The following is a 6,000-nucleotide window of genomic DNA, read 5'->3' on the forward strand; positions in this document are numbered from 1 at the left end:
TTCGCTAAAATCCCTGCCTTTATTCGAGCACAAATGCGCCCAGGCGCATGTCGGAAAAACAGGGCTCAGATGCTGTTCAACAAGCTTCCCGATGACCTGTTCCTGCCGTTATCCGGCCAGAACAGGCATATCTATCAGTCGGTGCTGCTGGCGCTGGCCGATCAGTTCTTCGATGAGGACCTGATCGATCCATTCATAGCCAAGGACCTGGTGCGCTCCTGTATCGAGGAGACGGTGGTACGCCTTGGGGTGCGTCGCTGGGTACCGGAGGGCGAGGAGGAGGACGGCCAGGAGCCGCCACGCTCCAGCGCCGAGTACGCCAGCCGGATCTATCGCCGGCTGGTGGAGACCGGCTGGCTGGAGGAGGAGCAGCGGATCTACCGTACCTACGTGCTGCTGTCGCCGTCGATCAGCTTCCTGCTGCGTACCCTGGTGTCGATCTCCAATCTGGAGAAGCGCTCTTACGGCGGCGCGGTACTTAACGTGCTCAGCTCGCTGGAGGCGGCGATCAACGACCCCCGGGGGCGCGGTATCACGCTGGCCGAGGCGGCCCAGACCGCGGCCGACTTCAGCGCCCACCTGACCGATATGATGTTGGGGCTGCGCGAGTTGAAGATCTCGCTGGCGGAGAGTTCCGACGCCAAGGAGATCGTGCGCAACTTCTTCGAACGGTTCGTCGAGCATATCCTGGTATCCGACTATAAGACCCTGAAGACCAAGAACAACCCGTTCCGCTACCGGCGCCAGATTCTGGCACTGCTGCGTGAACTGCAGTTCGATCCGCTGAAATTGGAACAGCTGGTGGCGCACTATCAGCAGCAGTTCGAGATCTCCGAGGTCGACGCCGAAGCGCGGGTGCACCAGCACATCAACCGGATCATCCGGATCTTCGAGTCGGTCGACCAACGTCTCGCCACCATCGACGATTTCCGCTACCGGCTGGAGAAGCGGGTGGCTGACACCGTGCGCTACATGGACAAGACCACGCCGGGCATGGCGGCCCGGTTGTCGCGCGCCATCGCCGGACTGGCCGGCAAGCGCGACGAGCTGATCCCACAGCTGGATAGCCTGGACAGCATCGGCTTTCTGGCGCCGGGCAGCGTGCGCTCGCCGATCCGCCGCCGGGTCGAGGCGACGCCGCGGGTGATCCACAAGGAGGAGATCGACCCGGAGGTGCTCCATCTGCGCGAGCTGTTCAAGCAGTACAAAGCGCGCCGCGAGGTGACCCCGCAACGGATCGGCGATTTTGTCGAGCGCCAGCTGGCCGGCCGCGACCGGATGCACGCCTCGGACTTCAAGATCGACTGCATCGAAGACTACATCTGTTTCAGTTACGTGCGGCACATGGCGTCGTTGGGTAAGAAAGGCCGTTCCACCGCCGACCGCTACCAGGTCGAGTTCAACGACCAGTACATCAGCGTCGCCGATATGGTCGAGTGCCGTGACTTCGTAATTCAAAGGAAGCGATAAATGCTAGGTGATTTGCAAAAAACTGTGGCCCGTAGCGATCAGCACCAGGCTGACGACTTCATCCGTGCCGCCAACCTGCTGCTGGTCAGCCAGTTCCTCTACGCCGACCGGCCCAGCCATCGCGAGAGCTACTTCCTGATCGCTTCCAATGTGGATTACTTCCGTAACCTGTTCGAAGCGATCGGCTGGTCGTTCATCTATCAGCCGGACGAAGCCTACCTGGGGGTGCTGCCGCAGGGCGAGCAGCGCCAGATGCGGCTGAAGCTGGACGAATCGCTGCTGCTGCTCTGCCTGCGTCAGCAGTACGAGCAGAAGCTGGAGGCGTTCGAGGTCGAGGACGGCCGCGCCTACAGCAGCAGCGACGAGCTGCTGACCCTGTTCGAGAACCTGACCGGCAAGGAGATCCCCAACGAGACCCGTCTGAAGGAGATCCTGTCGCTGTTCGCCCGCCACGGCATCATCGAGCGCGGCCGGCCGAACGAGCACGAGCCGAAAAACCTGCCGCTGCGGATCAACCCGGCGGTGCGCCAGGTGGTGGTGGAAGACTACATCCGCCAGTTGGAGGCGCTGTCCGAGGCGCACCCGGAGGAGGTGGCCGAGGCGGAATCCGCCGAACAGCCGACCACCCCGCGGGCCGGCACGGAAAATGCCGATACGGCGGACACCGTTGCGGCGGCGGACGATTGCGCCGAGCAGGGCGATACGGCCGATGCCGCTGAGACCGCTGAGACCGCTGAGACCGCTGAGACCGCTGAGACCGCTGAACAAGCCGAAGGTGGCGAAGCACCCGAAGATATTGAGAAAAGTGTCGTAGAGCCGCAGGAGAGCGCCGATGAAACAGCTTAACCGCATCGTACTGGTCAACTGGTATGTGCTGGGCGCGGTCGAGATCCCGATCAAGGGCAACGTGGCCATCGTCGGTCCGAACGGCTCCGGTAAGTCGTCGCTGCTGGATGCGATCCAGACCATCCTGATGGGCGGCCACAAGCGCCACCTGAGCTTCAACGCCTCGGCCGGCGAGAAGAGCGAGCGCAGCCTGCGCACCTACTGTCTGGGTTACCTGGATGGCGGCGGCAAGAAGGCGATGGCCCGCGAAGACTCGATCAGCTACATGGCGATGAGCTTCTTCGACACCGAGACCGCCCAGGAGAGCTGCGTCGGTATCGCCATCAGCGCTTCCACCGCCAGCGCCGAAGAGGATGTGCTGGGCCGCTTCCTGCTGCCCAATTTCTCGGTCACGCTGGACGACTTCACCGTCAAGCAGGACGGTGGCCGGATGCCGAAAGCCTGGAACGACGTGCGTGCCAACCTGCTCAAGCAGTGTCCGGAGATGCTGCTGGAGAAGCGTGCCAGCCGTTTCGTGCGCGAGATGGTAACCCACCTGAGTCATGATCCGTCGATGCCGAACGACGACGAGAAGTTCATCAAGAACTTCAAGAACGCGCTCAAGTTCGTGCCGATCGACAGCCCGACCCGCTTTATCCGCGAATTCGTGCTGGACGAGAACATCGTCCATGTTGGCGCCTTTCGTAAATCGCTCGACGAATACCGGGCGATGGAGGATAAAACCCGCGAGGTGGCCAACCGGATCGCCGAGCTGGAGAAGGTGCAGGAGCTGTGCAGCGGTATCCAGCGCAACGTCAAGAACGCGGTCGAATACGAGTGGGTGGTGCACGAGGCGCGCTTCGAGAACGCCGACCTGAAAAAAGAAGAGGCGCAGGAGCGGCTGGAGAAGAACCAGCACAACGAAGCCGAACTGCAGGGCAAGCTGGGCGAGCAGAGCGAAAAGCTCAACCGGTTGATGCAGGATCTGGCCGACGCCCGCGCCCAGCTGAACAACACCGATACGGCGCACAAGATCAAGGCGCTGGAATCCAATATCGAGACCAAGCAGCACGAGCTGGCGGTGATCAAGGACAAGCTGCAGGGCGTCTACAGCCTGCTGCGTACCACCGTCGGCTTCGCCAACTACGAACAGCTGCTGCCGGAAAGCTTCGTGCCGGTGGTCAAGGAGTCGGTCGCTCTGTGGCGCACCGGCCAGGATATGATGGCCGATCTGTGGCCGCAGGCGCCGGTCGAGGTCGACAACAACCTGGAACAGCTGCGCCAGCATGTGGACAGCGTACGGCGCGAGATCGCCCGAAAATACGAGCACTCGGTGATCCGCATCAACGAATTGCGCACCGAGATCCAGAGCCAGAAGAGTGCCGTTGAGCAGCTCAAGCAGGGCCGTGCGCCGGTGCGCCGCAACACCCAGGAGCTGATGGAGCTGCTGGCCGAGTACGGCATCGACTCGACGCCGATCTGCGAACTGGTCGATATCAACGACGACAAGTGGCGGATCGCGGTGGAATCCTTCCTCGGCGCCCGTCGTGAAGCGCTGATCGTTGATCCCGACCGGGTCAAGGAAGCGATCACCCTGTACCGCCGCAAGGGCCGCCATCTGAAGGGTTGCCGGATCGTCAACACCACCCGTTCCGACGACTGGCTGGACCGCTACAAGGCCGGTTCGCTGGCCCACTTTATCGATACCGACAACGAGCACGCCCGCGCCTACATGAACCGGGCGCTTGGCGGCGTGATGGCGGTGGAAACCGAAACCGAGCTGCTGCGTCATGAGCGGGCGCTGACCTACGATTGCATGTTGCAGAGCGAGGGTTCCACCACCGCAATCAACGAACTGCAGCCGATCATGGGCATCCGCCGCCGCTCCGACCAGTTGGCGTTGCAGGGCAAGCAGGTCGACCAGTTGGTGGCCGAGTTCACCGAACTGGGCCGCAACCACGAGGGGCTGGAGAAGCTGCGTGATGCGCTGATCGGCCTGACCACCAGCCTGGCCGGCAGCCAGGAGCGGGTGTTCGACCTGGTCAACCAGCGCGAGCAGCTGAACACCGATGTCGAAGGTCACCGCCAGGCGATCGAGGATATCCGCAATCAGGACGACAGCGGCATCCAGCAGCGGATCAGCGAGCTGGTCGAGGCGCAGAAAGCGACCGAGGCGGGCCAGAAATCGTTGATGGATAAACTGCAGCGGGCACGTACCAATATCATCAAGGACAGCGCCGCGCTGGAAGTCTTGTCGCAGGAGCTGGAAGAGCACGCTGCCGCCCGCGCCACCTGTGCCGACAAACCGGTGTTCGACGGCCAGTCGGCACAGGAGAAACGCGACTATTTGGATGAAAGCTGCCACGGCGAGCTGGAGCGGATCATCTTCGAAGCGGCCAAGAAAGCGCAGTCCGAGCTGTCGCTGCACGAACGCAAGAAGAACGGCGTGCGCGATGCGGTGGCCCAGTACAAGGCTCGCTACCACGGTGGCGGCCTGAGCCATCAGGGGATCGATCAGATCAGTGCCGACTCCAGTCACGAGGAGCTGGAACGGTTCGTCGACCAGACCATCGAATCGCTGCGCGAGTCCGAGCTGGCCAAGTACACCGAGAAGGCCGAAATGGCCCGCCAGGAGGCGGAAACCGCGTTCCGCTCCGACTTCGTGGCGCACCTGAACGACCAGATCAACAAGATCAAGGACCTGATCCGCGAACTGAACCAGCACCTCAAAGGGCGGCCGTTCCATCGCGAGATGTACAGCTTCGAGATGATGCCGAACCCGGAACTGAAGGATATTCTGGAGCTGGTCGAGGCCTACACCCGGATGGACCAGGCCAACGTCGGCTCGCTGTTCGACCTGGCGCGCGACCCGGACAAGCCGCACCAGGACGCGTTGGCCAAGATCCACGACGTACTGAAGGACGAGGGCGAGAGCAGCCTGCTACAGGACTACCGCAACTTCTACAACTTCGAGCTGGTGGTGAAGGATCTGGAGGGCAACCGCAAGACCACCCTGACCCAGCGTATCAAGACCGGTTCCGGCGGTGAGCACCAGGTGCCGTTCTATGTGGCGATCGCCGCGGCGATGGGCGCCACCTACCGGCTGCGCGAAGGGTCCGACGGCCAGCCGCTGGGCGGCATGAGCCTGTCGGTGTTCGATGAGGCGTTCAACAAGCTGGACTCCGAGAACACCGTCACCTCACTCGGCTTCATGAGTGACCTCGGCCTGCAGACCATCATCGCCGCGCCGGACGAGAAGTACTCGCTGCTCAGCTCCTGCATGGACACCATCATCAACGTCTGCCGTGACGGCCGGGTGGTGGATATCGATGTGGAGTTCCCGACCGAGAGCGGCAAGAAGCTGTTGAACTCCGACAACCCGTACAAGCTGCTGCGCGAACAGCAGGCGGAGTTCGAATCGGTGGAGGAAGCCGATGAGGCGGATGAAACCGACGAGCAGGCGCTGGCGCCGGCCTGACGGCGCTTCCATCGGCACAGGTCGCCCGCGGAGCGGGCTGCTACGAAGCGCAATGCCTTGTAGCAGCGGGCTCCGACCGCGACAGGTCTGGCGCACTCTGCGGGTGTCGCCCTCGGAGCGGGCTGCTTGTATCTCTCGTTGATGGGTGATTAGCTACCGCCCATCGCAAGGAGCCGGTGAGCCAGGCGGGCTGCGAAGTCGAAAAGACTGCCCTGTAGATGAGGCCC

The 6,000-nt window shown here is 62.6% G+C and carries 3 protein-coding genes; all 3 read left to right on the plus strand.

Annotated features, from left to right (window positions below):
- The first annotated feature begins 69 nt into the window (after positions 1–69).
- Genes K6T12_RS18915 through K6T12_RS18925 form a run of 3 tightly spaced genes read left to right on the plus strand, consistent with a single transcriptional unit; the run spans position 70 to position 5,773 of the window.
- Positions 70–1,470, plus strand: a complete 1,401-nt coding sequence (locus tag K6T12_RS18915) for a Wadjet anti-phage system protein JetA family protein (RefSeq protein ID WP_222224454.1) — start codon at positions 70–72, stop codon at positions 1,468–1,470.
- Positions 1,471–2,316: a DUF4194 domain-containing protein gene (locus K6T12_RS18920; protein ID WP_222224455.1), complete on the plus strand. Its 846-nt coding sequence runs from the start codon at positions 1,471–1,473 to the stop codon at positions 2,314–2,316.
- Positions 2,303–5,773: an SbcC/MukB-like Walker B domain-containing protein gene (locus tag K6T12_RS18925; RefSeq protein ID WP_222224456.1), complete on the plus strand. Its 3,471-nt coding sequence runs from the start codon at positions 2,303–2,305 to the stop codon at positions 5,771–5,773. The genes K6T12_RS18920 and K6T12_RS18925 overlap by 14 nt, the downstream gene beginning before the upstream one ends.
- Positions 5,774–6,000 lie beyond the last annotated feature (227 nt).

This window comes from Marinobacterium arenosum (assembly GCF_019795155.1).
GTDB classification, from domain to species: Bacteria; Pseudomonadota; Gammaproteobacteria; order Pseudomonadales; family Balneatricaceae; genus Marinobacterium_C; species Marinobacterium_C arenosum.

Coding starts and splice junctions, on each gene's coding strand:
- K6T12_RS18925 (WP_222224456.1), top strand. CDS start 2,303: ATGAAACAGCTTAACCGCATCGTACTGGTCAACTGGTATGTGCTGGGC.
- K6T12_RS18920 (WP_222224455.1), top strand. CDS start 1,471: ATGCTAGGTGATTTGCAAAAAACTGTGGCCCGTAGCGATCAGCACCAG.
- K6T12_RS18915 (WP_222224454.1), top strand. CDS start 70: ATGCTGTTCAACAAGCTTCCCGATGACCTGTTCCTGCCGTTATCCGGC.